Origin of the sequence: Xanthomonas sp. SHU 199 (assembly GCF_000364665.1) — a bacterium.
GTDB classification, from domain to species: domain Bacteria; phylum Pseudomonadota; class Gammaproteobacteria; order Xanthomonadales; family Xanthomonadaceae; genus Xanthomonas_A; species Xanthomonas_A sontii.
The window spans coordinates 1-3,593 of sequence record NZ_AQOI01000378.1; the positions used below are offsets into that span (position 1 = coordinate 1).

The following is a 3,593-nucleotide window of genomic DNA, read 5'->3' on the forward strand; positions in this document are numbered from 1 at the left end:
GGTTGCGGCGCTGGCGGCGCTGCCCGCAGCGCGTGCAGATCCTGCGCCAGCAGCGGGGTGCGCGGCTGGTACTGCCAGTGCGCGTCGCCGCAGTCGCGCAGCCAGGCCGCTTCGCGCTGTTCCCAGCCGGCCAGCACCGCGTGATGGCGACGCAGCACCTGCACGTAGGCGGACAGCGACAGCGCCGGGTCCATCAGCGCGCGCATCGCCGGCAGGTCTTCCACCGCCTGGTGCTGCTGCGCAGTGGCCTCGCGCAGCAGGCGCGCAGCGGTCAACGGCAGGGCGGTTCCGTCGGGAGGAGACATCATGCAGGCGACTGGTACAGCAGCCGGCCGGCCGCGACGAAAGAGAGGGCACAGCGTAACAATCGCGACCGCGCGGTGCCAGGCGAGGCTGCGTGGGACACGACGACGCCTATCCCAGCAAGCTGAGCCGTTCATGCCGGATACGCTGCCCGCGCTGCGCCTCAGCCGCCAGCCACCCCGGCGGCCGGCACGCGTGCGCGGCGCCAGGCCACGAGCCAACCGCCGCCCAGCAACAGCGCCGCCAGCAGCCACGGCACGCCGGGGAAGTGCAGCAGCGCGCGCGGGCCGATGAAGGCGGCGAACACCCAGGCGTACAGCAGCGGCCCGATCACCCCGGCCAGGCTGACCAGGCTCATCAGCGCGCCCTGGATGCGGCCCTGCGCATCGGCGCCGACGTGACGGGTGACGATCGCCTGCGCCGCCGGCCCGGCCACCGCCCACAGCGCGCTGATCGGCACGCCGAGCAGGAACAGCGCGCCGCTGCCGGCGACGCTGTAGATGGCGAAACCGATCACCCCGCAGCCCAGGCCGAACAGCAGCGCGCCGCGCTCGCCGAAGCGGCGCACCACCCGCGCCACCAGCACGGCGTTGACCACGATGCTGCACACACCGACCAGGGCCAGCACCCAGCTGACCTGTTTCGGTCCCCAACCGAAGCGGTAGTCGGCGAACAGGACGAAGATGCTCGGGTAGACGTAGTGCGCCAGGTTGGCCAGGAAGATCACCGCGGCCAGCGCGAACACCTGCGGGTAGCGCTGCAGCAGGCGCAGCGCGCCGAACGGATTGGCATGCGCCCAGTCCACCCGCGCGGTGCGCCGTTCCGGCGCCAGCGATTCGGGCAGCACCCACAAGCCGTAGAGGAAGTTGAGCAGAGCCAGCCCGGCGGCGAACCAGAACGGCGCGCGCAGGTGCAGGCTGCCGAGCCAGCCGCCCAGCAGCGGACCGACCACGAAACCGACGCCGAACGCGGCGCCGATGATGCCGTAGGCCTGGGCGCGCTTGTCGGCCGGGGTGATGTCGGCGATGTAGGCGTTGGCCGAGGTGAAGCTGGCCGAGAACACGCCGGAGACCATGCGCGCCAGCAGCAGCACCGGCAGGCTCTGCGCCAGCGCCATCACCATGAAGTCCACGCCCAGCCCCAGGCACGAGGCCAGGATCACCGGGCGCCGGCCGTAGCGGTCGGACAATGCGCCCTGCAGCGGCGAGCTGACGAATTGCAGCGCGGCGAACAGGAAGCCGAACCAGCCGACCCAGCGGGCCGCGGCAGCGAAGTCCCCGCCGGTGAAGCCGCGCACCAGCGAGGGCAGCACCGGGATGATGACGCCGAAGGACAGCACGTCGATCAGCAGGGTGACGAAGATGAAGGCGACCGCGGCGCGGCGTGAGCGGACAGCGGGAGTCGGAGCGTGCACGGCAGGCCTCCTGGCGGACGCGGCAGTGTAATCGGCGTACCTGGCCATCGGCGCACCCGTGGGTGTGGAAGGTGACCGATTGGAACGGGCGGCGTGCCTGCGACACCGTGGTGGCTCGGCTGGCCGTCGCAGGAGCGCTTGCACCGCGACCGGTGGGGTCATGGCGTCGGGACTGAAGTCCCTCCCGCAGCAGTTTCCAGGCTGGCTGATTGCGACTCGAAGCCCAAGCCCCCTTCCTGCACCAGCGGCGCAGCCAGGCTGCTTGTCGCAGGAGCGGTTTCAACCGCGACCTGAGGGACCGAGGTGTCGGGACTGAAGTCCCTCCCACAGAAGCATCGGGGGTTGGCCAATTGCGGGTCAGGGCTCGACCCTTTCTGCATCAGCGGCGCAGCCAGGCCGCTTGTCGTAGGGGCGGTTTCAACCGCGACCTGAGGGACCGAGGCATCGGGACTGAAGTTCCTCCCACAACAGGGTCGAGGCTTGGCGGATTGTGTCGGAACCGACGTCCTCTACACCGAGCGACTCCCCTCTCCCGTCGGGAGAGGGGTCGGGGGTGAGGGTCCGACGGAGGCAGCGGCGCCACTCATGCCACCAAGGCGCGGCGGCGCAGCAGTCACGGCCGGACCGTCACCAATGCCGACTGCCGGGCCGCAGCAGGTGGTGCCGCCGTCCGGCCGGGGTCACAACGCCGCGACAGAGATCGTCTGCTGCAGCACGTGCTGGGCGCCCGGAGCCAGTTCGATCACCTCGGGTCCGGCGTTGGCCGCTTCCAGGCACACGAACTGGCGCCAGTGCGGGCCGACGTCGGCCATCTTCTGTGCGCCGGCCTCGCCCGGGTTCCAGGCCACCAGCGTGCGGCTGCCGGTGGTGACGATCTCGATGCGGCGCTGCAGGCCCGGGTCCAGCAGGGTGTAGCGGCCGCCGGCGCCGGTGTAGATGCGGTCGCTGCGGCCGGGATCGCGGGGATCCTGCAGGCTCCAGTCGCCGTGCTGGCGATGCGGCGTGGCGTAGTTCTCGAACTTGTCCAGATAGTCCAGGCCGTCCAGGCCCTGCACCCGCACCTGGGTGGCGTCGGCGACACGGAAGTAGTTGTGCAGCGCCTGGGTGAAGCGGGCGGGCGCGGTGCCGACGTTGTCGGTGACCAGGCGCTGCTCCAGGGTGGCGCCGATGCGCAACTGCATGCGCAGGCGCAGCGGCAGGTCATCGAAGTCGGGCGGCGCCAGGGTCAGGACCAGCGTGCCGTCGGCCTCGCGCCGCGCGTCCTTCAGTTGCCAGGGTACGGTGCGCACGAAGCCGTGCGCGGGTACGGCGTCGCTCTGGCCCTGGCGGCCGAAGTACGGCCAGCACACCGGGGTGCCGCCGCGGATCGGGGTCGGCGTGGGCTGCGCGTCCGGCGACAGCCACAGCGCGTCGGTGCCGCCCTTGGGCACGAACGACAGCACCTGGCCGCCGAACAGGCTGATCGCTGCGGTGGACTGCGGGGTCTCCACCAGCAGCGAGGGATAGCCGTGGAAGTCGCCTGTGCTCAGGCCGGGGACGTCGGACATGGGGTGGATGCTCCGTGGCGCGGGGGAGTGGGCGAAGGCCGGGTAGGCGGCCGGCAGCCGGAATGCGGTGGGCGGCGTGCCGCCGAACGGCGTCTTTGTAGGTGTAGATGTAGGTGCCGGTGCTGGCGACGATGCCGGTGCAGGCGATTGCGGCGGCGACGGCGGCGTGGCCGGTGACGTCACCGGTGCCGCAGGCGCGCTGCCGGCCTCGCGGCGCAGCGCATCGAGGATGCGTTGCCCGGCGCGACCGTCGGCCGGCTGCAGGCCCAGGCGTTGCTGCTCGGCCTGGATCGCACGGCGGGTGGCGGTGCCGATGGCGCCGTCGGCCT

General features: G+C 71.8%; 2 protein-coding genes and 1 pseudogene. All 3 read right to left on the minus strand.

The features are described 5' to 3' along the window. Positions 1 to 308, minus strand: a pseudogene (locus tag D183_RS0112620) (biliverdin-producing heme oxygenase); the annotation flags it as partial. Positions 309 to 466: 158 nt separating this feature from the next. Next, positions 467 to 1,717, minus strand: a complete 1,251-nt coding sequence (locus tag D183_RS0112625) for a TCR/Tet family MFS transporter (RefSeq protein WP_017909312.1) — start codon at positions 1,715 to 1,717, stop codon at positions 467 to 469. Positions 1,718 to 2,397: 680 nt separating this feature from the next. Continuing rightward, a partial coding sequence (locus D183_RS24645; RefSeq protein WP_026144426.1) for an aldose epimerase family protein occupies positions 2,398 to 3,593 on the minus strand: 1,196 nt, incomplete at its 5' end.